Here is a 25,575-nt window from a genome sequence, read left to right on the forward strand (position 1 = left end):
CCGCCTCCACCCGCGACGCCCCAGGGCCCGGCCGCACACACCCCCCGTTCACGCCCCCTTCGCCCCCCTGCAACCACCTCCGGGCCTGTCTCCCACCGACCGGTCGCGACGATTCCGTTTAGCGCCGTACCACTGGCCTGTTCCCGGCCCTCGCGCCCTTCCCGGGAGCGGTGCCTTGGCCATCCCCGTCGCCCGCCGTGACATTCCGTTTGGGTTTTCGGACCGTCAACCGGAAGACTGCCCCCGTGACGTCCCGTATCCCGCGCGACTCCAGGCTTCGACTCGTCCGCCCGCGACCCCTGGCCGCCGCCCCCGCAGCGATGAACCAGCGGCGCTCGCGCCGACCCGCCCCGCGCCCCCCGGAGGGCACCCCGGCACCGGCGGAGCTGGCCAGAATGGCACGCTCAGGTCTGGCCGGCGCGGCCCGCGTCGCCCGCTGGGCCGACGCCGCGCTCGGCCCCGGAGGGGACAGCGCCACCGCCGACGGCAAGGCCACCCTCTCCCAGGCGACCGCCGAACGGGCGGCCCGCGACCTCGGCCTGACCCCGGCTCAGGTCAGAGCCGACTGGGACACCGCCCGGCTCGCCGGCCTGGTCGAGGTGCACGGCGACAGCGCCCGCCCCGGCTGGCGGCTGCGCGCCTGGAACCGCGACGACAGCGCCGTCCTGCGCGGCTGGGTCGCCCTCTTCGACGCCTGGTCGCTCGCCCACCCGGAGCCCGAGGAGCACGAGCCCGCCGCCGTCGCCGAGGTCGTCTCGGCCATGCCGCAGGTGCTCTCCTTCCTCCAGCTGTCCGCCGGACCCGTCCCCGTCGAACAGCTCCTCGACCTCCTGGAGCAGCGCGTCACCGAACTGCGCACCGCGCGCTGCGAGATCCCCTACGGGCCCCAGCCCGAGCCGGCGGCCGAGCCGGAGCCCACCGACGCCCCGCTCGCGCCCCTCCTCGACTGGGCCCTGCGCGCCCTCGCCTCCGTCGGCGCCCTCACCTACGGCGACGGCCAGGCCACGCTCACCCCGCTCGGCAGCTGGGCGGTCTGGGTCAAGCTGGAGCAGATCTGCGTCGCCGCGCAGAGCCCCGCCGGGAACATCGAGCAGGGCGCCGAGGACATGCTCCGCGGCTGCGCCCAGCTGCGCCCGAACGCGGCCCGCGCCGAGTACCGCGCCTGGCTCGCCGCCCGCCCGGTCGGCAGCGCCGTCACCGAACTGCTCGGCGCCGCGCGCGGCGAGGACGCCCTGCTGCGCGGCCTCGCCTTCGAGGCGCTGCGCGTCGTCGGCGCCCCCGCCGAGCCGGACGTGCGCGCCGTGCTGGACGAGCCCACACTCCGGCCGTACGCACTGCTGTGGCTGGCCGAGCACGACGGCGCCGACCCGGAGGACGCCCACGAGGTCCTCACCCGGGAGGAGGCGACCTGGCTGTGGGTGGACACCGCCGCCGCCGTCGCCGACCACGGAGAGGCCCCGCTGCTCGTCCGCCACCTGGAGTCCGCCGTGCAGCCGACCGTCCCGATGCTGCTGGACGAGGTGCGGGCCGTCGGGCATCCGCGCACCGTGCAGGTCCTGGTCGCGCTCGCCGCCGCCCACCCCGACCCGGCCCTCGCCAAGGCCGTGCGCCGCGCCGCCTTCCAGGTCCACACCGGCGGCAGCTGACCGCCCGTCCCTGGGGTCCGGGAGCCGCAGGTCCGGCCCGCTCCCGGCCCGCCGGCGGCGTCAGGGCCCCGCCCCGGCGAGACGAACCGAACACGCGCACGCAGAAAAAGTGGTTGCACGCCCCCGTTAGACTGTCCCCCATGGCCATTCTCCTCGCGCATTAGACGGCGGGAACGTCCTCAGCCGCCCATCCCGCCCCCGTATCCGCCCTGGAGTCTGTCCGTGATCTCCGCCTCCGGTATCGAGCTGCGCGCCGGTGCCCGTGTCCTCATCGAGAACGCCACCTTCCGCGTCGCCAAGGGCGACCGCATCGGCCTCGTCGGCCGCAACGGCGCCGGGAAGACCACCCTCACCAAGTGCCTCGCGGGCGAGGGCGTGCCCGCCGGCGGCACCATCACGCGCTCCGGCGAGGTCGGCTACCTCCCGCAGGACCCCCGCACGGGCGACCTCGACGTCCTCGCGCGCGACCGCATCCTCTCCGCCCGCGGCCTGGACGTCCTGATCCGCAAGATGCGCGAGAACGAACAGCGCATCGCCAACGGCCAGGGCGCCACCCGCGAGAAGGCCCTCAAGCAGTACGAGCGGCAGGAGACGGAGTTCCTCACCAAGGGCGGGTACGCCGCCGAGGCCGAGGCCGCCACCATCGCCGCCGCGCTCAACCTGCCCGACCGCGTGCTCGGCCAGCCCCTGCACACCCTCTCCGGCGGCCAGCGCCGCCGTATCGAGCTGGCCCGGATCCTCTTCTCCGACGCGGACACGCTGCTGCTCGACGAGCCGACCAACCACCTCGACGCCGACTCGATCATCTGGCTGCGCGACTACCTCAAGACCTACCGCGGCGGCTTCATCGTGATCTCCCACGACGTCGACCTGGTCGAGACGGTCGTGAACAAGGTGTTCTACCTGGACGCCAACCGCGCCCAGATCGACGTCTACAACATGGGCTGGAAGCTCTACCAGCAGCAGCGCGAGGCGGACGAGAAGCGCCGCAAGCGCGAGCGCGCCAACGCCGAGAAGAAGGCCGCCGCCCTGCACTCGCAGGCCGACAAGATGCGCGCCAAGGCGACCAAGACCGTCGCCGCGCAGAACATGGCCCGCCGCGCGGACAAGCTGCTCTCCGGCCTGGAGGCGGTCCGCCAGTCCGACAAGGTCGCCAAGCTCCGCTTCCCCGAGCCCGCGCCCTGCGGCAAGACCCCGCTGATGGCCGAGGGCCTGTCGAAGTCGTACGGCTCGCTGGAGATCTTCACCGACGTCGACCTGGCCATCGACAAGGGCAGCCGCGTGGTCATCCTCGGCCTCAACGGCGCCGGCAAGACCACCCTGCTGCGGCTGCTGGGCGGCGTCGAGCAGCCCGACACCGGCATGGTCGTGCCCGGCCACGGTCTCAAGCTCGGCTACTACGCCCAGGAGCACGAGACCCTCGACCCGGACCGCACGGTGCTGGAGAACATGCGCTCCGCCGCGCCCGACATGGACCTCGTCGAGGTCCGCAAGGTGCTCGGCTCGTTCCTGTTCTCCGGCGACGACGTCGACAAGCCGGCCGGGGTCCTCTCCGGCGGCGAGAAGACCCGCCTCGCCCTCGCCACGCTCGTGGTGTCCTCGGCGAACGTGCTGCTCCTCGACGAGCCCACCAACAACCTCGACCCGGCCAGCCGCGAGGAGATCCTCGGCGCGCTGCGCACCTACAAGGGCGCGGTCGTCCTCGTCACGCACGACGAGGGCGCGGTCGAGGCGCTCCAGCCGGAGCGCATCATCCTGCTGCCGGACGGCGTCGAGGACCTGTGGGGCGCCGACTACGCGGATCTCGTCGCCCTGGCCTGAGCCCCGCCGGGCGTCGCTGCCGCGTGATCGAAAGCGTGATCAACGGCGTATGGATCATTCGGCCCATCGGTGATCCATCATCTGTGTGAGATCTCCTCGTACCGAGGTGTGTCCTACATCGATTTCGCGGCCGAGCCCCCGATCCTTCGGGGCTCGGCCGTCACGTCTCTCTGACCTGGCCTTTCCCGGAACGGTGCATTCGGTCACGAGGACGGCCCGCTTCGGAATCATCAATTCCGCTTGTGGGGATGTGCTCCCGTCGTCACAACCTTGTCTCACGGACCTTGCCGAATGGGTGGCCATCAGGGCCCGGAGGGGTGATCATGAGGAGACCAGAGCGCACTTCCCATGAGGAGGCACGGGTGGCCGAGACTCTGAAGAAGGGCAGCCGGGTGACCGGCGCCGCGCGCGACAAGCTCGCGGCAGACCTGAAGAAGAAGTACGACGCCGGTGCGAGCATCCGGGCGTTGGCCGAGGAGACCGGCCGCTCGTATGGCTTTGTGCACCGCATGCTCAGTGAGTCGGGCGTCACGCTGCGAGGGCGTGGCGGGGCGACCCGGGGCAAGAAGGCCACGGCCTGACCCCGGGTGGCCCCTCGGCTTCGATGGTGGCCACCCGGTCGTTCGCCTGACCGACCGGGTGGTTACTGTGCAGTCACTTAGCTGTGCCGTGGTCCGGTGATCAGCCGGCGTACGGCACGGAAGACGACCGCACGCATCGGAGGCGTCCATGGCTTCGCCCGACAAGGACCTCGTTCCCGTACTCGACAAGGACGGCGTACGGCTCACCGTCGACGACGCGATCGCCACGGTGACGCTGACCAACCCGGACAAGCGCAACGCGCAGAGCCCTGCTCTGTGGCGGGCGCTGACCGAGGCCGGGCGGCTGCTGCCGGGCTCCGTCCGTGTCGTGGTCCTGCGGGCCGAGGGCAAGTCCTTCTCGGCCGGGCTCGACCGGCAGGCGTTCACGCCCGAGGGCTTCGACGGGGAACCGTCGTTCATCGACCTCGCGCGCGGCGGCGACGCCGAGTTGGACGCGACCATCGCCGAATACCAGGAGGCGTTCACCTGGTGGCGGCGCAGCGACATCATCTCCGTCGCCGCCGTCCAGGGGCATGCCATCGGGGCGGGCTTCCAGCTCGCCCTCGCCTGCGACCTGCGCGTCGTCGCCGACGACGTGCAGTTCGCCATGCGTGAGACCAGCCTCGGACTCGTGCCCGACCTGACGGGCACGCATCCGCTGGTGGGGCTCGTCGGATACGCCCGCGCGCTGGAGATCTGCGTGACCGGGCGTTTCGTCACGGCCGAGGAGGCCGTCAGCACCGGGCTCGCCAACGTGGCCGTGCCCGCGGCCCAGCTCGACGACACCGTCCGGGATCTCACCGCGGTCGTGCTCGCCGCGCCCCGCGACGCCGTCGTCGAGACCAAGGCCCTGCTGCGCGGCGCCCAGGACCGCACCTACGAGGAGCAGCGGCGCGCCGAGCGGCAGTCCCAGGCCCGCAGGCTGCGTGACCTCGCGGGCGTCGGCGACTGATACCGCCGCGCGGTCCGGGAGCGCGGTCAGCCGAGCCCGCTCGGCCTCGGCCGGCAACTCCTCGGTGTGCCTCGGGTGGCTCAGCGTGCCGGTCAGCCGAGCGCGCTCACCACGACCGCCACCGTCGGGTGGTCCGGCAGGGCCCCCGCGACCGCCGAGCGGACCGCGCGGGCCACGTCACCGGTCCGGTGGTCCGCGGCCACCGCCACCTCCAGCCGGACGTGGCGGTGCGTCAGCGCGGCCTCGGCCGGCAGCTCCTCGATGTGCACCGGGTGGCCCAGCGTGCCGGTCAGCCCGAGCACGCCCGGGACCTCCAGCGCGGCGGCGGCCACGCGGCCCTCGTCGCCGCCCTCCACCCGCTCGGTGCGCGGCGGTTCGGCGGGCGTGGCCCCGGGCTCGCCGTCCGGGTCCTCCTCCAGCAGGCCCGTCACCTTCAGGTCGATCTCCGTGACCTCCAGGCCGACCTGCTGTGTCGCCGCGCTCGCCAGCGCCGCGCGCAGCAGCGACGCCGTCGCCGGCAGCGGCTGCGAGGCCGTGGCCGCGAACTCCGCCGTGACCCGCAGCGGCCCCGGCGGCAGGGCGCTCGGCGGCGCCGGCACGGCCGGCTCCCGGGTGTCGGCGGGGTCCGCCAGCGCGATCCGCAGCGCGTCGAGGCGCACCCCCGGAGTGCCCCGCGCCGCGCGCCCCAGCACTGCCTCGGCCGCCCGCTCGGTGATCCAGGCGCCGTCCCGCGCCTCACCCAGCGGCAGAAGCCTGCCCAGACCCAGCTGATGTCTCACTGCTTGCGTCCATCGGTCGGCCGTCATTCCTCCAGCCTGCCGCATCAGAGGCGCGCTCCGGCGTAACCGTGCTTACCGTGGTCGCAGGACGACGACCGAAAGGGACGTGCGGCGATGACTGACATGACCGAGAACCGGGGCGGGGAGAGCGAGACGGCGGCGACGCGCAGAAGCCCCCTGGCCAAGCGCGGCGGGGGAGACCCGGGCTCCCGGGGCCGGACGACCATCGCGGACGGCGTCGTGGAGAAGATCGCCGGGCTGGCCGCACGGGACGTGGACGGCGTGCACGCCATGGGCAGCGGGCTGTCCCGCACCTTCGGAGCCGTACGCGACCGGGTGCCCGGCGGGCAGAAGTCCGGGGTGACCCGCGGGGTGAAGGCCGAGGTGGGCGAGGTGCAGGCCGCCCTCGACCTGGAGATCGTGGTCGTGTACGGCGTGTCGATCGCGGACGTGGCCCGGGACGTGCGGGAGAACGTCATCACGGCCGTCGAGCGGATGACCGGGCTCGAGGTCGTCGAGGTCAACATCGCGGTGAGCGACGTGAAGCTGCCGGACGAGGAGGAAGAGGAACCGGAACGCCGGATCCAGTGAGGCACGGGCCAGGGCACGGCACTGCGGAAGAGGAGCTGAGGAGCGCATGAGCATGGGCGTGGCCGGAATGTTCGCCGGCATGGCGCTGGCCTTTGCCGGGTATTTCGGCGGGTTCGGAGCGTTTCTGCTGGTGGCGGCGCTGGGCGCCGTCGGCTTCGTCGTCGGCCGGTTCCTCGAGGGGGACATGGACTTCGGCGACTTCTTCCGCAGCCGTGACGAACGGCGGCGGTGACGCCCGTGAGCACGGGGGCCGGTGAGCTCGACCGACCGCTGACCGTCGTACCGCCGGGTGAGCGCGGCGCGACGAGCATCGCCGACCGGGTCGTGGCGAAGATCGCCTCCCAGGCGGCCCGCGAGGCCGTCGGGACCCTGCCGCCCGACGCCGACCGGCCGTCGGCCAGTGTCACCGTCCACCACGACGTCGTCCACGTCCGGGTGCATGTGGAGCTCGACTACCCCTGCGACATCGGCGACCGCTGCCGGAGCGTACGGCGCCGGGTCGTCGAACGGGTGGGCGAGCTGGTGGGCATGCAGGTGCCGGAGGTCGTCGTCCAGGTGGAGGGGCTGCACCTGGCCGGGGCACCCGGAGCAGGAAAGCGGAGGACGCGATGAGCGAACCCCGGAGCCCCGAACCCCAAGGCCCCGAATCCCAGGGCCCCGAACCGCCGGGCACCGAATCCGAGGGCGCGACCCGGCGCCTGCCCGTCCTGCAGAAGGCCGACCCGGACGACGGCACGGCACCCGACCGGCCCGCGCCGCCCGCCGGGGACGAGAGCGAGGGCGGCCGGGCGGGACGCTTCTGGTCGGCGCGCCGCATCCCCGCGGGCATCGTCGCGGCGCTGCTGCTGGGCCTGGCGGGACTGTTCCTCTACGACATCGTCTCGGTGCGCGCCGGACGGCCCGGCATGGCCTGGCGCCGGGACCTCGCCCGTGAGCTCGCCGAACACCCCCTGGACGACACCTGGGTGCTCGTCGGGGCCGGGGTCGCCGCCGCGCTCGGCCTCTGGCTGATCGTCCTGGCCCTCACCCCCGGCCTGCGGCACATGCTGCCGATGCGCCGCACGCACGCCGGGGTACGGGCGGGGCTGGACCGGGACGCCGCCGCGAGCGCCCTGCGCGACCGGGCCATGGAGGTGGCCGGTGTGCAGTCGGCACGGGTCAAGGTGCGCCGGCGCCGGGCGGACGTCCGCGCCCTGTCGCACTTCCGCGAACTGGACGAGGTGCGCACCGACCTGGACACCGTGCTCGGCGACGCCGTGCGCGGACTGGGACTGTCCCGGCCGCCCTCGCTGTCGGTACGGGTACGGCGCCCGGGCCGGAAGGGGTGACGGCGATGCTCAGAGGTGTCAACCGTGTCTTCCTCGGGCTCGTCGGCCTGGTGCTGCTGGTGCTGGGCGGATCGGTCCTGGCCGTCGGCCTCGGCGTGTCGGCGCCCTCCTGGTGGATCCACGACAGCAGGCACGACGTCCTGCTCAGCGAGGCCGAGCGCACCCGCTGGCGGGACTCCGGCTGGTGGTGGCCGGTCGTCATCGCCGCGCTCGCGGTCCTGCTGCTGCTCGCCCTGTGGTGGCTGGTCGCGGTCCTGCGCAGGCACCGTCTGGCCGAGGTCCTGGTCGACACCGGCGACGGCGAGGGCGCGCTGCTGCGGGGCCGGGCCCTGGAGCACGTCCTCACCCAGGAGGCGGAGCGGATCGACGGCGTCGACCGGTCCCGGGCCCATCTGAAAGGCCGCCGCACCGCCCCCGAGGCCCATGTGCGCCTCGCGCTGGAGCCGCACGTGGACCCGGGGACCGCCCTGACCGACTTCACGACCGGTGCCCTGCAGCACGCCAGGACGTCGGCGGGGCTCGCGTCGCTCCCGGCGGAGGTGCGCCTGCGCGCGGTCAAGCACGGCGCCGAACGGGTCAGTTGAGCGGAAGCGCTCAGAACCCGTGCCGTGCCCCGCCGTCCACCGGCACCATGACCCCGGTCAGATAGGACGCGGCCGGCGACAGCAGGAACGCGGCGACCCGCCCGAACTCCTCGGGCGTGCCGTACCGCCGCAACGGAATCCGCGACTCCGAGGCCGCCCGGGTCGCCTCGGGATCGGCCGACAGCGAGTCCAGCTCGCGCACCCGGTCGGTGTCGATCCGCCCGGGCAGCACACCGACCACCCGGATGCCCCGCGGCCCGAGCTCGTCGGAGAGCGACTTGGCGAACCCGGCCAGGCCCGGCCGCAGCCCGTTGGAGATGGTCAGGCCCGGAATGGGCTCGTACACCGACCCGGACAGCACGAACCCGATGACGCCCCCGGCCTCCAGCTCGGCCGCCGCGGCGCGCGCCAGCCGCACCGCGCCGAGGAACACCGACTCGAACGCCGTCTGCCACTGCTCGTCGGTGTTGTCGGCGACGAACCCGGCGGGCGGGCCGCCCACGCTGACGAGGATCCCGTCGAAGCGCCCGAAGTGCTCCCGCGCGGCCCCGATCAGCACGGCCGCCGCGTCGGGGTCGGCGTTGTCGACGGCCACTCCCACCGCGTCCGGGCCCAGCGCCTCGGCCGCCTCGGCGACACTCTTGTCGTCCCGCCCGGAGACGACCACCTTCGCGCCGTCCGCGAGGAGCTCACGCGCGGAGGCGTTGCCGAGGCCCCGTGTGGCCCCGGTGACGACGTACACCCGGTCCTTCAGTCCAAGATCCATGGCCCTATCCTGCCCCGTCCGCCCCGTACAGGGCGAGGGCGGTGTTCACCAGGCCGATGTGGCTGAACGCCTGCGGGAAGTTGCCGAGCTGCCGGCCGGCCACGGGGTCGTACTCCTCGGACAGCAGGCCGACGTCGTTGGCCAGCCCCACCAGCCGTTCGAACAGCTCGCGGGCCTCTTTGGTGCGGCCCGTCATGTGCAGGGCGTCCGCGAGCCAGAACGAGCACACCAGGAAGGTGCCCTCGCTGCCGGGCAGCCCGTCGACGTCCGGGGCCGGTGAGTCGGTGGTGCTGTAGCGCCGCAGCAGACCGCCGTGGTCCAGTTCCTCGCGGACCGCGTCGATCGTGCCGATCACCCGCGGGTCGTCCGGCGGCAGGAAGCCGACGCGCGGGATGAGCAGCAGCGCGGCGTCCAGCTCCCGGGACCCGTAGGACTGCGTGAAGGTGTTGCGCTCGGGGTCGTAGCCCTTCTCGCACACCTCGCGGTGCACCTCGTCGCGCAGCGCGCGCCAGCCGTCCAGGTCGCCGTCCAGCTCCGGATGGTGTTCCAGGGTGCGCACGGCACGGTCGGCGGCCACCCACACCATCACCTTGGAGTGCACGAACTGGCGCCGGCCGCCGCGCACCTCCCACAGCCCCTCGTCGGGCTGCCGCCAGTTCGACCGCAGGAAGTCCATCAGGGCCGTCTGCAGGGCCCACACGTCCGGCTGGGGCGACAGGCCCGACTCGCGGGCCAGCGACAGGGAGTCCATGACCTCGCCGTAGACGTCCAGCTGGAGCTGGTTGACGGCGTCGTTGCCGATGCGCACGGGTGTGGACTCGTCGAAGCCGGCCAGCCAGGGCAGCTCGAACTCGGGCAGCCGCCGCTCGCCCGCCAGGCCGTACATGATCTGCAGGTCGGCCGGGTCGCCCGCGACGGCGCGCAGCAGCCAGTTCCGCCAGGCCTCGGCCTCCTCCTGGTAGCCCGCCGCCAGCAGCGCGCCCAGGGTGAGGGTGGAGTCGCGCAGCCAGCAGAAGCGGTAGTCCCAGTTGCGCACCCCGCCCGGCTCCTCGGGCAGCGAGGTCGTGGCGGCGGCGACGATGCCGCCGGTCGGGGCGTAGGTGAGGGCCTTGAGAGTGATCAGGGAGCGGACGACCTCGTCCCGGTACGGCCCGTCGTAGCGGCAGCGCGACGCCCAGGCCTGCCAGTCCTCCACGCTGTGGCGCAGCGACTCGAAGGGGTCGACGAGCGGCGGGCGCGGCTCGTGGGAGGGGTGCCAGGTCAGGACGAACGCGACCTTCTCCCCCTTCTTCACGGTGAACTCCGCGTGGGTGCCGAAGTCCTCGCCCCAGCTGTTCACCGGCGGTTCGCTGCGCAGCCAGGTGGAGTCCGGGCCGGCGACGGCGACCCGGTGGCCGTCGGACCGGCGCATCCACGGGACGATCGAGCCGTAGTCGAAGCGCAGTTTCAGGACGCTGTGCAGCGTCACCTCGCCGTCCAAACCCTCGACGACGCGCACGAGATCGGGTGCCTCGTCGCGCTGGGGCATCAGATCGGTGACCCGGACCGCCCCCTGCGCGGTCTCCCACTCGGTGTCCAGGACGAGGGTGTCGCGGCGGTAGGCGCGCCGGGTGCACCGGTCGGCCCCCACGGGGGCGATGCGCCAATGGCCGTTGTCCTCGTCACCGAGCAGTTTCGCGAAGCAGGCGGCCGAGTCGAAACGGGGCAGGCACAGCCAGTCCACCGATCCGTCCGTGCCGACCAGGGCCGCGGTCTGTTCGTCGCCGATGATCGCGTAGTCCTCGATGCTGGGGTGCACGGAGTGCGGGTTCCCGGCAACTCGGCGTGGCAATCAGGGCAGGGGCCGGGGGAGTGACTTTCGCTCGACGGCCACGGCACGGACGCCCGGGACGACGGGGCGCCCCGCGGCTGTCGCGGCCGGGCGGGGTCAGACCGTCGCCGGTTCCGCCTCGCTGGAGTCCTGCTCCCCGGCCGCCGCCTGTGCCCGGTCCCGGGCCTCGCGGCGGGCCAGGATCACCCAGCCGACCGGGACGGCGGCGGCGAACAGCCACCACTGGACGGCGTACGCGTAGTTCAGCGCCGCGTCCTCCTTGCCGGGGCTTCCCAGCAGCTCGGGCGTGTCACCCTTCGGTCCGGGCGCCGTCAGGGCGATGTAGCCGCCCAGCACCTCGGCGCCCAGACGGCGGGCCTCCTGCTCGCTGTTGATCAGCATGATCTGCCGGTCCGGCAGGTCGCTGAGGTTCTTGATGCCGCTGGCCGCGGTCGTCTCGCTGGGCATCAGCCGCCCCCGGACGGTGACCTCGCCGGCGGGCGGCGCGGGGACCTTCGGGAACGTGGTCTGGGTTGGGCCGGAGGGGACCCAGCCCCGGTTGACCAGCAGCACCTTGCCGTCGTTCAGGACGAACGGGGTCAGGACGTGGTAACCGACCTCGTCGTCGGAGCTGGTGCGGCGGCGGACCACGACCTCGTCCTCGGCGTCGAAGCGGCCCTTGGCGGTCACGGTCCGGTAGCGCTCGGCGCTGGTCACGGTGTGCCCGGGCCCGGTCAGCTGCTCCACGGGCACCGGATCGGCGGCCAGCGCGTCGGTGACCAGCTGGTTCCGGGCGGTGCGCTCCTCGTAGCGGTGCATCTGCCAGATGCCCAGCCTGATCATCGTGGGGATGAGGAGCAGGGCGATCAGCGTGAGGATCACCCACTGCCGGGACATCAGGAAGCGGTACACCCCACGACCGTACAACTCGGTCGTGGGGTGCATTCAGGTGGGTACGGGTTCAGACCTTGTCGACGATCCCCGCCTTTCCCTCCGCGCGGGCGCAGTGGGCGCCGCAGTACCAGTGGCCCTCGACCTCCACGCCCTGCCCGATGATCTGCACCCGGCAGTGCTCGCAGATGGGGGCCATGCGGTGGATCGCGCAGGCGAAGCAGTCGAAGACGTGCACCGCGCCCTGCGCGTGCACCTCGAAGGTCATTCCGTACTGATTGCCACAAACCTCACAGGTCGCCATGGGCCACAGGGTGGGCCGTGGCCCCGGTCCGGGCGAGCGGCCGCCGGGCGAGTCGCCCGGCAATCACCCGTCCGTACGGTCGCCCCGCGCCCTGCCCGGGCTCACCCCTCGGAGGCCGGCTCCACATCCGCGAGGAGCTGCCCGAAGGCCGCCTCGTCCACGACGGGTGTGCCGAACTGGCGGGCCTTGACCACCTTGGACGTGCCCGAGTCCGGGTCGTTCGTGACGAGCAGGCTCGTCAGCCGGGACAGGCTCGTCGCCACGTGCAGGCCGGCCTCGGTCGCGCGGTCCTCCAGCAGCTCCCGCTCGGTCGAGGTGTCACCCGAGAAGGCGACCCGCATGCCCTGCTTGAGCCGCCCGCCCGGCACGTAGCGCCCCGGGTTGGGGTGGGGGCAGGCGGGGCGCTTGCGGGAGGGGCGCCAACTGGCCGGTCGGTGACCGCCGTAGCCGGCCTGCTGCCCGATGCGGGGCGCGGCGGGGCGGTCCGACCACTCCGTCAGCGGCCGGCACTCGTGCAGCGGCAGCCGCAGGTCGTGCGCCGCCGCGGCCCGCAGGCTGGGGCGGAACGCCTCCGCCAGCACGCGCGCGTCGTCCAGCGCGTGGTGGGCCCGCTGCTGCACGACGCCGAAATGCGCCGCGAGGGACTCCAGCTTGTGGTTGGGCAGCGGCAGCCCGAGCTCCTTGGAGAGCGCGATGGTGCACAGCCGCTGGCGCACCGGCGCCTCGCGCTGCGCCCGCGCGTACTCCCGGGCGATCATCTGCCAGTCGAAGACGGCGTTGTGCGCGACGAGGACCCGTCCCGTCAGCCGGGCCGCGAACTCCTCGGCGATGTCCTGGAAGAGGGGTGCGCCCTCCAGCGCCTCGCTCGTCAGACCGTGGATCCAGACCGGGCCCGGGTCGCGCTCCGGGTTGACCGTCGTGTACCAGTGGTCCTCGACCTCGCCGCGTGCGTCCAGCCGGTAGACGGCCGCCGAGATGATGCGGTCGTCCCGGGCCAGGCCCGTGGTCTCCACGTCAACGACCGCGTATCCCTGGGGATACGCGGCCGGCCACGCCGTGGCGGAGAACGCTGCGGTCGTCAGGTCTTCGAGCATGGTTCACGAGGATACGGCCCGGGACTGACACCGCCGTCCGCCAGGTGCGTGCCCGCGCCCCCTTCCGATGCCCCCTCAGGTGGCTTGTCCGGCTTGTCCGTTCGCGAGGCGTACGTCTGCTCGATCGGGGCCGGTTTGGCGGAGATCGCCAAGAAGCAAGCGCGTACCGTCGGTAATACTTGTCGGTAACAACGTCTGGTGGGGCGGGCGGCGGCGGTCCTACGGTGCTTGCATGCCGAACCTGCCCGATGTCGTGCTGTGGTCGATACCCGCCTTCGTGCTGCTCACCGTGGTCGAGATGGTGAGCTACCGTCTCCACCCCGACGAGGACGCCGCGGGGTACGAGGCGAAGGACGCCGCGACGAGCGTCGGCATGGGGCTCGGCAGCCTCGCCTTCGACTTCCTGTGGAAGATCCCGATCCTGGCCATTTACACGGCTCTGTACGAACTCACCCCGCTGCGCGTGCCCGTGCTGTGGTGGACGGTCCCGCTCATGCTGCTCGGGCAGGACTTCTTCTACTACTGGTCCCACCGGGGCCACCACGTCATCCGCATCCTGTGGGCCTGTCACGTCGTCCACCACTCCAGCCGGAAGTTCAACCTCACCACCGCGCTGCGCCAGCCCTGGACGTCCCTGACCGTATGGCCGTTCTACGTGCCGCTCATCCTCCTCGGCGTGCACCCGGCCGCGCTCGCCTTCTGCTCCTCGGCGAACCTCGTCTACCAGTTCTGGATCCACACCGAGCGCATCGACAAGATGCCCCGCTGGTTCGAGTTCGTCTTCAACACGCCCTCGCACCACCGTGTCCACCACGCCTCCCAGGGCGGCTACCTGGACCGCAACTTCGGCGGCATCCTCATCGTCTGGGACCGGCTGTTCGGCTCGTTCGTCGCGGAGACCGAGCGGCCCCGGTACGGGCTGACCAAGAACATCGACACGTACAACCTGCTGAAGGTGGCGACCCACGAGTACGTGTCGATCGCCAAGGACCTGAGGGCGGCGCGCAGTTGGGGCGAGCGCGCGGGGCGGGTGTTCCGGGGACCGGGGTGGGGCCCGGCACGGGCGGCGGCACCGGCCGGCGGCGCCCCGGCGGCTCCCCTCGCGGCCGGGACCGTGACGGGGCAGGAGCCCGTCGTCGGGACCGCGCCCGCCGGGAAGACCCCGCCGGCGTGAACCGCACACGCCTCGTCCTGGCCGCCTTCGCCCTCACCGCCCTCGTCGACCTCGCCTGTCTGGCGGCCGGTTACGACGCCGGCCACACCGTCGCCAAGCCCCTGCTGATGCCGCTGCTGGCGCTCTGGGCCGCGCTGCGCCGGGCGCCCCGGCCGCTCCTGGCCGCCCTGCTGTTCGGCTGGGGCGGGGACGTGCTGCTGCTGTCCGACGCCGAGCCGGCCTTCCTCGCCGGCATGGCCTCCTTCGCCGCGGGCCACCTCTGCTACCTCGTGCTCTTCCACCGGCACGGCAACCGGTACGCCGTCCCCCGCGCGCGTGCCGGCCTTCTGGCCCTCGGGTACGCCGTCGCCCTGACGGGGACCGTCGCCCTGCTGTGGCCGGACCTGCCTGCGGAGCTGCGCGTGCCCGTCGCCGGGTACAGCCTGCTGCTCACGGCCATGGCCTACGGGGCCGGTACCCGCCTCGGTCTCCACACCGGCCTCGGCGGGGCGCTGTTCCTGCTCTCCGACACCCTCATCGCGACGGGCGTCGCCGATTGGCCTCAGCCGCCGCGGCCCGACTTCTGGATCATGCTCACCTACATCGCCGCGCAGGCCCTGCTGGCCGCCGGCACGCTCACGGCGCTCGACGCACGCCGCGCGCCGGCCGCCACGTACGGCGAGATGCGGGTGGTCTGAGCCGGCCGGGGCGGCGGGACGCGGAGCGGGCCGGCGGCCGGAAGCGGATGGGTACCGGCAGTGCCGTCGGCAGGCTCGGGCCGGCAGCGGATGGGCACTGGCAACGCCGTCGGCAGGCTCGGGCCGGCAGCGGATGGGTACCGGCAGCGCCCGTCAGCACGCTCGGGCCGGAAGCGGATGGGTACCGGCAGGGCCGTCGGCAGGCTCGGGCTACCAGCGGATGGGCACCGGCAGGGCCGTCAGCAGGCCGGACACCGCGACCACCAGGCCGAGCACGGCCACCTCGGCCCGGGCGGGTGTACAGGCGGTCAGCGGGTCGGCCGCCCGGCGCAGCCGTCGCCGGGCCCACAGGGCGAGCGCGGCCACGACGGCCACGAGCAGCACCTTGGCGAGCAGGGCGCGTCCGTACGCCGTCGCCGTCAGCTGCTCCAGGATCGTCCCGGGCGGCATCCGGCGCAGCGAACTGCACACGCCCGTGGCGGTGATGGCGGCGAGCAGCACCACCGCCACGCGCGCGTAGAGGCCCAGCAGGGCCGCGCCCGCCGGGTCGCGCCGCAGCCGCAGTACCCGCAGGGCGTGCAGCAGACCGCCCACCCACAGGGCCGCGCAGGTCAGGTGCACGAGCGTCAGGCCCGAGCCGGTCAGCGGGCCGTGCTCGGTCGTGGGGTGGGCGCGCAGGGCCTCGGCGACGATCACGGCGGCCAGCGGCAGCACCTGTGTGGCCGGACGCCGGGACACCGCACACAGGCCCGCCACGAGGAACGCGTTGACCTCCAGCAGGGCCAGCTTGCCGTCCCGGGAGGCGTACAGGCCGCCGACGTCGACGTCCGAGAGGCCGCCCGGCACCAGATTGCCCGTGGCGACGACGGAGGCGAGCCCGAGGGCGGCCAGGAAACCGGCGGCGGCCGCCCAGGGCGACCAGCTGCGCAGCGCGTCCGGGGGAGTGGTCCGCGCCCCCGGCACCGACCGGGCCAGCCGGTTCACGAACACCTCGCCGACCGGTATGCACAGCGCCGCGAACAGCACCGTGCGCAGCAGGGCTATGCCCCCGGCGCCGGGCGCCTCGGCCTCCCCGGTGCCGTGCAGCGCGGCCGACGGGCCCAGCAGCGGTATGAGCGCGGCCAGCACCACGAGCACCAGGACGGCGACGGCCCGTCCGGCGCCGCCACGCCCTGTCGTCCCGGCCGCCCCGGACGCAGATCTTGTCAAGGTCACCCCAGGATCTTCACCAACCTCCACAGGGCCGGGCAAGTCGGGAGCGGCGTCCCGCCGACGGCCCGCGGAGACGAAACGGGCCGGGCGGGTGACCCCGCCCGGCCCGGATCGCCGTCACATGCGCCCTACTTGGTCACCGCGTCCAGCGCGTCCGCGATGCCCCAGCCGTAGAAGCCGTTGCGGTTCTTCGGGCCCTCGCACACCGCGTCGACCTTGCCGTCGGCGTCGATGTCGTACGGGTCCGTGCACGCCTTGGCGTCCGCCTGCGCGTACAGCAGGGCCTTCACCAGGGCCGGGGAGGCGTACGGGTGCGTCGACTTGATGAGCGCCGCGACGCCCGCGACGTGCGGCGACGCCATCGACGTACCGGCCATGTAGCCCCACTTGCCGCCCGGCAGCGTGCCCAGGATCAGCCCGCTCGTGGCCGGCGGCTCCGGCTTCTGGTAGGCCGTCGAGTCGCCGCCGGGCGCGGCTATGTCGGCCACGCCCAGGCCGTAGTTGGAGAAGGACGACTTGATGCCCTTCGCCCCGGTCGCCGCGACCGTGACGACACCCGGCAGCTGGGTCGGGATGTCGAGGCACTTCGAGGGGTCGACGACCCGCTCGCCCGGCGTGGTGTCGTTCGGCGAGGACGGGTCGAGGATCTCGTCGGAGGCGAGGTCGTAGTTCTCGTTGCCGGCCGCAGCGACGTTGACCGCGCCCTTCTTCTCGGCGTACCGCGAGGCCCGCGTGACGGCCTCGACGAGCGCCTTCTGGTCCGGGTCGTCCTTGCAGTTGAAGTACCAGGGGTCGGTGTAATAGCTGTTGTTCGTCACGTCGACCCCGTGCTCGGCCGCCCACACGAAGCCGCACACCACGGCCTCGGTGTAGAAGAAGCCGGCCGTGGTGGACACCTTGATGCCCGAGACCTTCACGCCGGGCGCGACACCCGTCATGCCGACGCCGTTCTTGGCGGCGGCGATCTCACCGGCCACGTGCGTGCCGTGCGGGCTCTCCGCCGCGCTCGGCCGCCAGGCCCCGTCGGAGGTGTCCGGCTTGCCCGTCACGCAGTTGACCGACGCCTCGCGGTCGAAGTTGGGCGCGATGTCGGGGTGCGTGTCGTCCACGCCCGTGTCGATCACGGCGACCGTGACCTTGTCGCTGCCCAGCGACTTCTCGTGCGCCTTGTCCGCCTTGATGGCGGGCAGGTCCCACTGCAGCGACTCCAGCGGGTCCTGGCCGGCCGCCGCCTCGGCCCGCGCCACCTCGGCCGCGCTCAGCACCTTCGGCGCGCCCAGGTCACCCGTCGACGCCGCGGGCAGCGGCGCGGTGCGGGTGGCACCGGCCGACTGCACGCCGCGCACCGTGCGGATGGTCTTGGCGAAGTCGGGGTTCGAGGAGTGGACGACGATGACGCCGATCTGGTCGTACGACGTGACGATCGTGCCGCCGGCCTTGCCGACGGCCTTCTTCACGTGCGCCGACGTGCCGTGACCCGGCTTGACGTTGACGACGTAGCTGAGCGGGGTCGCGTCGGCCGTGACCGCCGCGGGGGCGTCCTCGGCGGCCGAGGCCGTGACGTTCGGCAGGAACGCGAGGGCCGTGGCCATCGCCATTCCGGCCGGGATCGCGACGGCGCGGCGGTAGCGCGCGTGCGGCGCAGTCATGGTGTCTCCAGTTCGTTCGCGGTACGAGGAGGCTGTGCGGAAGGTCCGGAAGGCGCGGGTCACTTGACCGCGCGCAGCGCGTTGACGATGCCGTGGCCGTAGAAGCCGTTGACGCGCTCGCCGCCCTCGCACACCGCGTCCTGCGTGCCGTCACCGTCCTGGTCGTAGGAGGTGGGGCAGGCCGTCTCGTCGGCCTGCGCCTTCAGCAGCGCCTGGAGCTGGGCCGGCGAGGCCCAGGGGTACTTGGACTTCAGCAGCGCGGCGACGCCGGAGGCGTGCGGCGAGGCCATCGAGGTGCCCTGCAGGAAGGCGAACGCGCCGTTCGGCATGGTGGACAGGATGCGGCCGTCCCTGGACGGCGTGTCCGGGATCTGGTAGCGGCGGTCGCCACCCGGCGCGGCGACGTCGACGACGCCCTCGCCGTACGTCGAGTAGTACGACTTGACGTTCTGGACGCCGGTCGCGCTGACCGTGACGACACCCGGCAGCTGGGTCGGGATGTCGAAGCACTCGTGCGGGTCGATGGTGCGCTCGACCGGCGTGGTGTCGTTCGGGCTGGAGCCGTCGACGATCGCGTCGGCGTCCAGGTCGTGGTTGGAGTTGCCCGCCGCGGCGACGTGCAGCGTGCCCTTCTTCTGGGCGTACAGCTGCGCCCGGTTGACCGCGGTCACGACGGCGCGCTGGTCCGGGTCGTCCATGCAGTTGTACAGCCACGGGTCGACGTAGTAGCTGTTGTTCGTGATCTCGACGCCGTGGTCGGCGGCGAACACGAACGCGCAGACGACGCTCTCCGGGTAGAAGAGGCCGCTCGCCCGGTCGGTCACGTTGATGCTGGACACCTTCACCCCGGGAGCGACACCGGCGACGCCGGTCCCGTTGCGGGCGGCGGCTATGGAACCGGCGACGTGCGTGCCGTGGTAGTCCTCAGGCGTGTACGGCCGCCAGGCGCCCTCGCTGGTGTCGGCCTTGCCGCCGGCGCAGTTGGCGGACTGGGAGGCGGAGAAGTTCGGGGCGATGTCGGGGTGGGTGTCGTCCACGCCGGTGTCGATCACCGCGACCGTCACCTTGCGGCTGCCCGGGTTGATCTTCGCGGCCTTGTCGGCGCCGATCGCGCGCAGGTCCCACTGGTCCGCTTCGAGGGGCTCGCTCTCGGGCGTCTGCGCGGAGGCGGCCTCGACCCGCTCGGCCTGGGCGGCCGTCAGGTAGCGGGCGGCGCCCTCCTCCTTCGTCCCCGCGGCGGCCAGCGGCGCCGTGCGCGTCGCACCGGCCGAGTGGACTCCGCGCACCGTGCGGACGGTCTTGGCGAAGTCGGGGTTCGAGGAGTGGACGACGAGGACGCCGATCCGCTCGTACGCCGCCACGACGGTGCCGCCGGCCTTGCCGATCGCCTTCTTCACCGACGCGATCGTGTGGCGGTCCGTCTTGGTGTTGACGACGTACGCCAGCCGCGGCGCGTCTGCCGTCACGGTGGCCGGCCCGGCCTGCGGGGCCGCCGAGGCGGCGGCGGGCAGGAAGCCGAGCGAGGCCGTCAGCGACAGCACGACGGGCACGGCGAGAGCGAGCCGGCGTCTGGAACGCAAGTGAGACATGGGGTCTCCACATCCTCCGGAAACGAAACCGGCCCGAGGCACAGGTGGTGCTCGGGCAGGTACATGACGAGGTGGTGCAGGGTGAAGCTATCCCGGCCTCTCGCCGGCCAGCAACGTTTCGCCGAAACGACTTCGGAAAGAACGCGACGCGGTTGAACCGCTCCCCGTGTGCCGCCGTGACGTTGAACAAGGAGCGCGAGGACACTCGCCTCCGTCCCCGTACCCACCGCTTCCGTCATTGCGAGGAGACTCCGTGGCCACCGACGCACCGCCCCCCTCGAAAGAGCAACACAAACTCCCCTCACCCGAGGAGTTCACCGAGGTGCAGGAGAGCGCGGAGTTCGGTGAACTGCGCCGCTCCTACCGCTCCTTCGCCTTCCCGCTGACCGTCGCCTTCATCGCCTGGTACCTGCTGTACGTGCTGCTGTCGAACTACGCCGGCGGCTTGATGGGCACCAAGCTGTTCGGCAACATCAACGTCGCCTTCGTCCTCGGCGTCGCCCAGTTCGTCACCACGTTCCTCATCGCCTGGTGGTACTCGAAGCACGCCGCCGCGAAGCTCGACCCCAAGGCCGAGGCCATCAAGTCCCGGATGGAGGGCGGCGCATGAGCACCGCACAGCAGACCCTGCTCGCCGCGAACGAGGCCAGCGAGCACCGCCCGCTGATCATCACCCTGTTCGCGCTGTTCGTCCTCGCCACCCTCGGCATCACCATCTGGGCCGGCCGGCAGACCAAGGACGCCGCCGACTTCTACGCCGGCGGCCGCCAGTTCAGCGCCTTCCAGAACGGCCTCGCCGTCTCCGGCGACTACATGTCCGCCGCGTCCTTCCTCGGCATCGCCGGCGCCATCGCCATCTTCGGCTACGACGGCTTCCTGTACTCCATCGGCTTCCTGGTCGCCTGGCTGGTCGCCCTGCTCCTGGTGGCCGAGCCGCTGAGGAACTCCGGCCGCTACACCATGGGCGACGTCCTCGCCTACCGCATGCGCCAGCGCCCGGTCCGCACCGCCGCCGGCACCTCCACGATCGTCGTGTCGATCTTCTACCTGCTGGCCCAGATGGCCGGCGCGGGCGTCCTCGTCTCGCTGCTGCTCGGCATCACCTCCGACGCGGGCAAGATCCTCATCGTCGCCCTGGTCGGCATCCTGATGATCGTCTACGTGTCCATCGGCGGCATGAAGGGCACCACCTGGGTCCAGATGGTCAAGGCCGTGCTGCTCATCGGCGGCACCATCCTGATCACCTTCCTGGTGCTGCTGAAGTTCGACTTCAACATCTCCGACCTGCTCGGCACCGCCGCCGAGAACAGCGGCAAGGGCGCCGCCTTCCTGGAGCCCGGCCTCCAGTACGGCGCGACCGGCACCTCCAAGCTGGACTTCATCTCCCTCGGCATCGCCCTGGTGCTCGGCACCGCCGGCCTGCCCCACATCCTGATCCGCTTCTACACGGTCCCCAACGCCAAGGCCGCCCGGAAGTCCGTGAACTGGGCCATCGGCATCATCGGCGCCTTCTACCTGATGACCATCGCCCTCGGCTTCGGCGCCGCCGCGCTGATCTCCCAGGACGAGATCATCGCCTCCAACCCGTCCGGCAACACGGCCGCCCCGCTGCTCGCCCTGCACCTCGGCGGCGTCGACTCGGCCTGGGGCGCGATCCTGCTCGCCACGATCTCGGCGGTCGCCTTCGCGACGATCCTCGCCGTGGTCGCCGGCCTCACCCTCGCCTCCTCGTCCTCCTTCGCGCACGACATCTACGCCAACGTCATCCGCAAGGGACAGGCCTCCGGTGCCGAGGAGGTGCGCGCGGCCCGCTGGGCGACCGTCTTCATCGGCGTGATCTCCATCGGCCTGGGAGCCCTGGCCCGCGACCTGAACGTGGCCGGCCTGGTCGCCCTCGCCTTCGCGGTCGCCGCCTCCGCCAACCTGCCGACGATCCTCTACAGCCTGTTCTGGAAGCGGTTCACCACCCAGGGCGCCCTGTGGTCGATCTACGGCGGTCTGATCGTCGCCGTCGGCCTGGTGCTGTTCTCGCCCGTGGTCTCCGGCGACCCCAAGGCGATGTTCCCCGAGGTCGACTTCGCCTGGTTCCCGCTGAAGAACCCGGGCATCATCTCCATCCCGTTCGGCTTCCTCATGGGCTGGCTCGGCACGGTCCTGTCCAAGGAGGAGCCCGACGCCAAGAAGTACGCCGAGCTGGAGGTCAGGTCCCTGACCGGCACCGGCGCCCACTGAGCACGAGCCTCGACCCGCGGCCGCGTCGTAGGAACCTCCAGGTCCCTGCGGCGCGGCCGCGTTCCACGTCGTGGGATCGGGTCTGTGGCGTTGTCAGCTCGGTCACGTAGGCTCACAGGTGCCGGAGAACCAGTGCTCCGGGCACGATTCGCGTCGAGGGAGGGGGCCCACGTGCTCATCGACACCTACGGCCGAGTGGCCACCGACCTGAGGGTCTCGCTGACCGACCGCTGCAATCTGCGGTGCACGTACTGCATGCCCGAGGAGGGCCTGCAGTGGCTGGCCAAGCCGGACCTGCTGACCGACGACGAGATCGTCCGGCTGATCGACATCGCGGTCACGTCCCTCGGGATCGAGGAGGTCCGCTTCACCGGCGGCGAGCCCCTGCTGCGCCCCGGCCTGGTCGGCATCGTCGAGCGCGTGGCCGCCCTGGAGCCCCGCCCCCAGATGTCCCTCACCACCAACGGCATCGGCCTCAAGCGCACGGCGGCGGCCCTGAAGGCGGCGGGCCTGGACCGGGTCAACGTCTCCCTGGACACGCTCCGGCCGGACGTCTTCAAGACCCTCACCCGCCGCGACCGCCACAAGGACGTCCTGGAGGGCCTGGACGCGGCCCGCGACGCCGGCCTGACCCCGGTCAAGGTCAACTCCGTCCTCATGCCGGGGCTCAACGACGACGAGGCTCCGGACCTCCTCGCCTGGGCCGTGGAGCACGAGTACGAGTTGCGGTTCATCGAGCAGATGCCCCTGGACGCCCAGCACGGCTGGAAGCGCGACGGCATGATCACCGCGGGCGACATCCTGGCCTCCCTGCGCACCCGCTTCGAGCTGACGCCCGAGGGCGAGGAGAAGCGCGGCTCGGCCCCGGCGGAGCGCTGGCTGGTCGACGGCGGGCCGCATGTGGTCGGCGTGATCGCCTCCGTCACCCGCCCGTTCTGCGCCGCCTGCGACCGCACCCGCCTCACGGCCGACGGCCAGATACGCACCTGCCTGTTCGCCCGCGAGGAGACGGATCTGCGCGCCGCCCTGCGCTCGGGCGCCCCGGACGAGGAGATCGCCCGCATCTGGCGCCTGGCGATGTGGGGCAAGAAGGCAGGCGCCGGCCTGGACGACCCGACGTTCGTCCAGCCGGACCGCCCGATGTCGGCGATCGGCGGCTGAGGGAGCCGGGCGCCGAGCGCGGATCTAGGCGCTCTCTTCCCATTCCTTCAGCGGCACGACGTCCTTGAGGAACCCGCGCACCCCGAGGAACTGCGACAGATGCTCGCGGTGCTCCTCGCAGGCGAGCCACGTCTTGCGCCGCTCCGGCGTGTGGATCTTCGGGTTGTTCCACGCGAGCACCCACACGGCATCGGCGCGGCAGCCCTTCGCGGAACAGATGGGCGTCTCGTCACTCACAGGTTCATCTCACCACTGCACACAGAAAAGGCGACGCCGAGCAGCCACGGGGGGAGCTGCCCGGCGTCGGTCCGTCGCTCCGACGGGGGATGCGGAGCGCGTACGAAGTATGTCACGGGTAACCCCGGACCCGGCACCGGAACAACATGATTGATCTGAGCTTTTCCTGAGCTTGGCGAGAAGGCGACTTCCGTTTGTGCGCCCGATACGCAAGCCCTCGCGGTGCCGCTATCGCTCGGTCGATTCGCCCCGCGCCCCGGGCACCGTCCCCGACACGGCGTCTTCCGCGGCGGATTCCGCCCGGCCGTTCTCCGCTCCCGGCGGCGCGATCATCGGCCGCACGGGCGGCGCCACGAACGTCGACGGCAGAGACGGCGCGTTCTCGCGCCCGGCGTTCGCGATCACCACCGCGATGTACGGCAGCACCAGCCCGAGCACCAACGCCACGATGGCCACGTGCCGTTCGACGTTCCACAGGGTCGCCGCGAGGATCACCGAGACCGTGCGCACGGACATCGAGATCACGTACCTGCGCTGCCGCCCGCGCACATCCTCCTGCAGCCCAGTCCGGGCGCCGGTGATCCGGAAAACCTGGACGTTGCCGCCGCCATGCTGCTTCCGCATCGCATTCCACCATCCGCCCGTATCGGACCTTCCCCGCCCCGCAGCAGCCCCGGGCCGGTGGGGGAGACCGACCAGGACAGATCCCACGTTACGCCGCGTCTGCGTCCGCTACGAGACCGGGGCCGGTGCCGCCGGTGCGTCCGGCCTGCGCCCTCACGCGTATGGCGCCGTCGGCATGCGGCGTAGCGCGGCTGGGCCGACACTGGCCGTAGTGCTCACGTCGAGCCGTACGAGGAGGCAGCGATGGGCTGGTTGTGGGCGATCATCGTAGGACTGGTACTCGGTCTGATCGCGAAGGCCATCATTCCGGGCAAGCAGCACGTGCCGCTGTGGCTGACCGTCATCCTGGGCATGATCGGCGCCATCGCCGGCAACGCCATCGCCCGGGCGGCCGGAGTCGACGCCACATCCGGCATCGACTGGTGGCGGCACGTCTTCCAGCTGGTCATGGCGATCATCCTCGTCGGTCTCGGCGACCGGGCCTGGACGGCGACCAGGGGAAGCAGACGCGCCTGACGGACGCACGGCGCAGGGGGCGGCCTCCGGCTGCGGAGACCGCCCCCTGCGCACGTGTGCTCAGCCGCCCGTGACCTCGACCGCGGCCAGGTTCTTCTTGCCCCGGCGCAGCACCAGCCAGCGGCCGTGCAGCAGGTCCTCCTTGGCGGGGACGGCGTCCTCGCCGGCGACCTTGACGTTGTTCACGTAGGCGCCGCCCTCCTTGACCGTGCGGCGCGCGGCCGACTTGCTGGCGACCAGGCCGACCTCGGCGAACAGGTCGACGGCCGGGACGAGTTCGGCCACCTGGATGTGCGGCACCTCGGACAGGGCCGCGGCCAGCGTCCGGTCGTCCAGCTCCGCCAGCTCGCCCTGCCCGAACAGCGCCTTGGACGCGGCGATCACGGCGGCCGTCTGGTCGGCGCCGTGCACCAGCGTCGTCAGCTCCTCGGCCAGCGCCCGCTGCGCGGCCCGGGCCTGCGGACGCTCCTCGGTCTGCCGCTCCAGCTCCTCCAGCTCCTCGCGGGAGCGGAAGGACAGGATGCGCAGGTACCGGGAGATGTCCCGGTCGTCCACGTTCAGCCAGAACTGGTAGAACGCGTACGGCGTCGTCATCTCCGGATCGAGCCAGACGGCTCCGCCCTCGGTCTTGCCGAACTTGGTGCCGTCCGCCTTCGTCATCAGCGGCGTCGCCAGCGCGTGCACGGTGGCGTCCGGCTCCAGGCGGTGGATCAGGTCCAGGCCCGCCGTGAGGTTGCCCCACTGGTCGCTGCCGCCCTGCTGGAGCGTGCAGCCGTAGCGCCGGTAGAGCTGGAGGAAGTCCATGCCCTGCAGGAGCTGGTAGCTGAACTCCGTGTAGCTGATGCCCTCGGAGGACTCCAGGCGGCGGGCCACGGAGTCCTTCGTCAGCATCTTGTTGACGCGGAAGTGCTTGCCGATGTCCCGCAGGAACTCGATCGCGGAGAGGTTCTGCGTCCAGTCGAGGTTGTTGACCATGACGGCCGCGTTGTCGCCCTCGAAGTCCAGGAAGGGCTCGATCTGGGCGCGCAGCCGGTCGACCCAGCCGCCGACCGTCTCCGGGTCGTTCAGCGTGCGCTCCGCGGTGGGGCGCGGGTCGCCGATCAGGCCCGTCGCACCGCCGACCAGGGCCAGCGGCCGGTGACCGGCCTGCTGCAGCCGGCGCACGGTGAGCACCTGCACCAGATGCCCCACGTGCAGCGACGGCGCGGTCGGGTCGAAACCGCAATAGAACGTGACGGGACCGTCCGCGAGCGCCTTGCGCAAAGCGTCCTCGTCGGTGGACAGGGCGAACAGCCCGCGCCACTTCAGCTCGTCGACGATGTCCGTCACGGTTCTCGTGTCTCCTCGATTGGGCTCG

At 72.3% G+C, this 25,575-nt stretch carries 27 protein-coding genes; 15 read left to right on the forward strand and 12 right to left on the reverse strand.

Features of this window, described 5'->3' with window-relative positions; genetic code table 11:
* Positions 1-245: 245 nt before the first annotated feature.
* From CHR28_RS27970 to CHR28_RS27985, 4 genes are all read left to right on the forward strand, one after another.
* Positions 246-1,646 (forward strand): hypothetical protein, encoded by a 1,401-nt coding sequence (locus CHR28_RS27970; RefSeq protein WP_179272587.1) that lies wholly within the window; start codon positions 246-248, stop codon positions 1,644-1,646.
* Between the two features lie 222 nt (positions 1,647-1,868).
* Positions 1,869-3,467 (forward strand): ABC-F family ATP-binding cassette domain-containing protein, encoded by a 1,599-nt coding sequence (locus CHR28_RS27975; protein ID WP_094056471.1) that lies wholly within the window; start codon positions 1,869-1,871, stop codon positions 3,465-3,467.
* Positions 3,468-3,829: 362 nt separating this feature from the next.
* Positions 3,830-4,048, forward strand: a complete 219-nt coding sequence (locus tag CHR28_RS27980; protein ID WP_010037790.1) for a helix-turn-helix domain-containing protein — start codon at positions 3,830-3,832, stop codon at positions 4,046-4,048.
* Between the two features lie 148 nt (positions 4,049-4,196).
* Positions 4,197-5,000, forward strand: a complete 804-nt coding sequence (locus CHR28_RS27985) for an enoyl-CoA hydratase/isomerase family protein (protein ID WP_094056472.1) — start codon at positions 4,197-4,199, stop codon at positions 4,998-5,000.
* A gap of 92 nt (positions 5,001-5,092) precedes the next feature.
* On the opposite strand, the gene CHR28_RS27990 is transcribed toward CHR28_RS27985, so the two are convergent.
* Positions 5,093-5,806: a nucleopolyhedrovirus P10 family protein gene (locus tag CHR28_RS27990; RefSeq protein ID WP_094056473.1), complete on the reverse strand. Its 714-nt coding sequence runs from the start codon at positions 5,804-5,806 to the stop codon at positions 5,093-5,095.
* 87 nt (positions 5,807-5,893) lie between these two features.
* On the opposite strand from CHR28_RS27990, the gene CHR28_RS27995 reads away from it, so the two are divergent.
* From CHR28_RS27995 to amaP, 5 genes are read left to right on the forward strand one after another with little or no spacing between them, the layout of a single operon-like run.
* Positions 5,894-6,370, forward strand: a complete 477-nt coding sequence (locus tag CHR28_RS27995) for an Asp23/Gls24 family envelope stress response protein (protein WP_094056474.1) — start codon at positions 5,894-5,896, stop codon at positions 6,368-6,370.
* Between the two features lie 46 nt (positions 6,371-6,416).
* A complete protein-coding gene (locus CHR28_RS28000) occupies positions 6,417-6,602 on the forward strand; it encodes a hypothetical protein (RefSeq protein WP_094056475.1) in 186 nt (61 codons plus the stop codon).
* Positions 6,599-6,982, forward strand: coding sequence for an Asp23/Gls24 family envelope stress response protein (locus tag CHR28_RS28005; protein WP_094056476.1), 384 nt, complete (start codon positions 6,599-6,601; stop codon positions 6,980-6,982). Before CHR28_RS28000 ends, CHR28_RS28005 begins: the two co-directional genes overlap by 4 nt.
* Positions 6,979-7,698 carry a DUF6286 domain-containing protein gene (locus tag CHR28_RS28010; RefSeq protein ID WP_179272588.1) on the forward strand — a complete coding sequence of 240 codons (720 nt, stop codon included), beginning with the start codon at positions 6,979-6,981 and terminating at the stop codon, positions 7,696-7,698. Before CHR28_RS28005 ends, CHR28_RS28010 begins: the two co-directional genes overlap by 4 nt.
* A 5-nt stretch (positions 7,699-7,703) precedes the next feature.
* The gene (gene amaP, locus CHR28_RS28015) at positions 7,704-8,282 is read left to right on the forward strand and encodes an alkaline shock response membrane anchor protein AmaP (RefSeq protein WP_373453392.1); all 579 of its coding nucleotides are present in this window, start codon (positions 7,704-7,706) and stop codon (positions 8,280-8,282) included.
* 10 nt (positions 8,283-8,292) lie between these two features.
* Here the strand turns inward: amaP and CHR28_RS28020 are convergent, their stop codons facing one another.
* The 5 genes from CHR28_RS28020 to CHR28_RS28040 all read right to left on the reverse strand — a co-directional run bounded on the left by CHR28_RS28020 (position 8,293) and on the right by CHR28_RS28040 (position 13,147).
* Positions 8,293-9,048, reverse strand: coding sequence for an SDR family oxidoreductase (locus CHR28_RS28020; protein WP_094056478.1), 756 nt, complete (start codon positions 9,046-9,048; stop codon positions 8,293-8,295).
* A 4-nt stretch (positions 9,049-9,052) separates the two neighbouring features.
* Positions 9,053-10,846, reverse strand: coding sequence for a glycoside hydrolase family 15 protein (locus CHR28_RS28025; RefSeq protein ID WP_094056479.1), 1,794 nt, complete (start codon positions 10,844-10,846; stop codon positions 9,053-9,055).
* 129 nt (positions 10,847-10,975) lie between these two features.
* On the reverse strand, positions 10,976-11,770 hold the full coding sequence (locus tag CHR28_RS28030; protein WP_306437582.1) for an SURF1 family cytochrome oxidase biogenesis protein: 795 nt from the start codon (positions 11,768-11,770) through the stop codon (positions 10,976-10,978).
* A gap of 49 nt (positions 11,771-11,819) precedes the next feature.
* The gene (locus CHR28_RS28035; RefSeq protein WP_094056481.1) at positions 11,820-12,053 is read right to left on the reverse strand and encodes a hypothetical protein; all 234 of its coding nucleotides are present in this window, start codon (positions 12,051-12,053) and stop codon (positions 11,820-11,822) included.
* Positions 12,054-12,154: 101 nt separating this feature from the next.
* Positions 12,155-13,147, reverse strand: a complete 993-nt coding sequence (locus tag CHR28_RS28040; protein ID WP_094056482.1) for a DEDDh family exonuclease — start codon at positions 13,145-13,147, stop codon at positions 12,155-12,157.
* Between the two features lie 232 nt (positions 13,148-13,379).
* Between CHR28_RS28040 and CHR28_RS28045 the strand changes: the two genes are divergently transcribed.
* Both CHR28_RS28045 and CHR28_RS28050 read left to right on the forward strand, forming a co-directional pair.
* Positions 13,380-14,321, forward strand: a complete 942-nt coding sequence (locus CHR28_RS28045) for a sterol desaturase family protein (RefSeq protein WP_094056483.1) — start codon at positions 13,380-13,382, stop codon at positions 14,319-14,321.
* Positions 14,318-14,998: a lysoplasmalogenase gene (locus CHR28_RS28050; protein ID WP_094056484.1), complete on the forward strand. Its 681-nt coding sequence runs from the start codon at positions 14,318-14,320 to the stop codon at positions 14,996-14,998. Before CHR28_RS28045 ends, CHR28_RS28050 begins: the two co-directional genes overlap by 4 nt.
* Positions 14,999-15,208: 210 nt before the next feature.
* Here CHR28_RS28050 and CHR28_RS28055 read toward each other — a convergent pair whose 3' ends face one another.
* From CHR28_RS28055 to CHR28_RS28065, 3 genes are all read right to left on the reverse strand, one after another.
* Positions 15,209-16,213 (reverse strand): CopD family protein, encoded by a 1,005-nt coding sequence (locus CHR28_RS28055; protein WP_094056485.1) that lies wholly within the window; start codon positions 16,211-16,213, stop codon positions 15,209-15,211.
* Positions 16,214-16,338: 125 nt separating this feature from the next.
* The gene (locus CHR28_RS28060; protein WP_094056486.1) at positions 16,339-17,859 is read right to left on the reverse strand and encodes a S8 family peptidase; all 1,521 of its coding nucleotides are present in this window, start codon (positions 17,857-17,859) and stop codon (positions 16,339-16,341) included.
* Between the two features lie 59 nt (positions 17,860-17,918).
* Positions 17,919-19,448 carry a S8 family peptidase gene (locus tag CHR28_RS28065; RefSeq protein ID WP_094056487.1) on the reverse strand — a complete coding sequence of 510 codons (1,530 nt, stop codon included), beginning with the start codon at positions 19,446-19,448 and terminating at the stop codon, positions 17,919-17,921.
* Between the two features lie 253 nt (positions 19,449-19,701).
* On the opposite strand from CHR28_RS28065, the gene CHR28_RS28070 reads away from it, so the two are divergent.
* The 3 genes from CHR28_RS28070 (at position 19,702) to moaA (ending at position 22,841) form a co-directional block, all read left to right on the forward strand.
* Entirely contained in the window at positions 19,702-20,058 is a 357-nt protein-coding gene (locus CHR28_RS28070) for a DUF485 domain-containing protein (RefSeq protein WP_094056488.1), read from the forward strand.
* Positions 20,055-21,680 carry a solute symporter family protein gene (locus CHR28_RS28075; protein WP_094056489.1) on the forward strand — a complete coding sequence of 542 codons (1,626 nt, stop codon included), beginning with the start codon at positions 20,055-20,057 and terminating at the stop codon, positions 21,678-21,680. Before CHR28_RS28070 ends, CHR28_RS28075 begins: the two co-directional genes overlap by 4 nt.
* A 171-nt stretch (positions 21,681-21,851) precedes the next feature.
* Entirely contained in the window at positions 21,852-22,841 is a 990-nt protein-coding gene (gene moaA, locus CHR28_RS28080) for a GTP 3',8-cyclase MoaA (protein ID WP_218829479.1), read from the forward strand.
* Positions 22,842-22,865: 24 nt separating this feature from the next.
* Here the strand turns inward: moaA and CHR28_RS28085 are convergent, their stop codons facing one another.
* Both CHR28_RS28085 and CHR28_RS28090 read right to left on the reverse strand, forming a co-directional pair.
* Complete coding sequence (locus CHR28_RS28085; protein WP_094056491.1) at positions 22,866-23,078, reverse strand: hypothetical protein; 213 nt, start codon at positions 23,076-23,078, stop codon at positions 22,866-22,868.
* A gap of 228 nt (positions 23,079-23,306) precedes the next feature.
* Positions 23,307-23,702, reverse strand: a complete 396-nt coding sequence (locus CHR28_RS28090) for a DUF3099 domain-containing protein (protein ID WP_094056492.1) — start codon at positions 23,700-23,702, stop codon at positions 23,307-23,309.
* A gap of 243 nt (positions 23,703-23,945) precedes the next feature.
* On the opposite strand from CHR28_RS28090, the gene CHR28_RS28095 reads away from it, so the two are divergent.
* Positions 23,946-24,218 (forward strand): GlsB/YeaQ/YmgE family stress response membrane protein, encoded by a 273-nt coding sequence (locus tag CHR28_RS28095; RefSeq protein ID WP_094056493.1) that lies wholly within the window; start codon positions 23,946-23,948, stop codon positions 24,216-24,218.
* 60 nt (positions 24,219-24,278) lie between these two features.
* On the opposite strand, the gene tyrS is transcribed toward CHR28_RS28095, so the two are convergent.
* Complete coding sequence (tyrS, locus tag CHR28_RS28100) at positions 24,279-25,547, reverse strand: tyrosine--tRNA ligase (protein WP_094056494.1); 1,269 nt, start codon at positions 25,545-25,547, stop codon at positions 24,279-24,281.
* Between the last annotated feature and the right edge of the window lie 28 nt (positions 25,548-25,575).

Origin of the sequence: Streptomyces sp. XY006 (assembly GCF_002237655.1) — a bacterium.
Lineage (GTDB): Bacteria > Actinomycetota > Actinomycetes > Streptomycetales > Streptomycetaceae > Streptomyces > Streptomyces levis.